This is a genomic window from Bacillus sp. P4_D3, from assembly GCF_056401855.1.
The window spans coordinates 1-1,331 of the sequence record NZ_JBFUIN010000797.1; the positions used below are offsets into that span (position 1 = coordinate 1).

General features: G+C 32.2%; 1 pseudogene. It reads left to right on the forward strand.

Going from position 1 to position 1,331, the window contains the following annotated elements:
* Nucleotides 1–560 precede the first annotated feature (560 nt).
* Nucleotides 561–1,331: pseudogene (locus tag AC1DTM_RS26780) on the forward strand (ABC transporter permease); the annotation flags it as partial.

Here is a 1,331-nt window from a genome sequence, read left to right on the forward strand (position 1 = left end):
ATGTTATAGTTTCTGTCACTATCAAAAAACCTCCTTAATGTATGCACTTGTTACTTGTATTTTACTTGTTTAAATACAATAGGTTAAATTATAAAATATTATGAGTATCTATAACTTTTTCTTATAGATAGCATAAAAAAGCCTAACTTATAAAATTATAAGTTAAGCTTTTTAACACAATATTATTATTAGAAAATCCGACCAACTTCAATAAAACTCCATATTCTTTAATGAATTTTCATATTTAACAAACACACATATAACCATTCAAATAAGGTGCTTTTTATTTGTTGTATAGAAATTATATAATAAGCATGGATCTATATGCTATCATTCAATGAAGCTTAACCTCTATTCTATCTAAAGTTCCTTAAATGGACTACCTCCTTACCAATATTCAAAAACGATTGCGTTTTTGAATTTGTGTTCCATTTTTTCTTGACCAGGTCATTGAATAACTACACATAAACTCCTTATATCTTTAGATAAACTACCGATTAGCTCCATATAGACTCTAGATAACCTATATAGAATATAAGTTATCAAGGAGGTAAGAAAAAATGAATTTTATGAAACGCGCAATTCTCAGTATGAAAAAAAGAGTAGGAACATCATTAATTTTGATGGCAGTCTTCCTAATTGTTACAAATTTAGTGTTGGCAGGATTCACAATCCAAAATGCATCAAAAAAAGCTGCTGATGAAGCAAGAAAAAAACTAGGTGCAGATGTTACTTTAGGTCTTGATTTTGACAAATTAGGTCAACAAGCTAGAGAAACTGGAGAGATGCCTAAGCCGCCGCAGCTCAACACAAAAGAAGCAGATCAATTAGCGAAGTCAAAGTATGTAAAAGACTATAATTACATAACCAATACTTTCGGAATTTCTGATGGACTTAAACTAGTAGGAGCTTCAGAAGGAGAAGAAGAAGGAAAAGGTAAAGTGGGAATGGCGGCTGTACGAGGCGGTTCAAGCTCTGGTACAGAAATAGATATGAATTCTTCTTTTATGATTGAGGGAGTTCGCAAAACTGCATTACAAGAAAGCTTTAAGAATGGAAAAAGTAAAATCATTGATGGGAAACCAATTACAGAACAGATGAAAGATCAGAATGTAGCTTTAATGGAAAAACGTTTAGCGGAATTAAACAATTTGAAAGTAGGAGACAAAGTTAAAGTGCAATCAGGGGATAAGAAGGAAACCCTGGAGGTTGAAATTATCGGTATTTACGAAACGAATGAGCAAGCCATGGGTCAACAGGCCCCTCCTATAATGGATCCAGCTAATAAACTATATATGCCGCATTCAACTATGAAAAAATTAGAAGTAGAT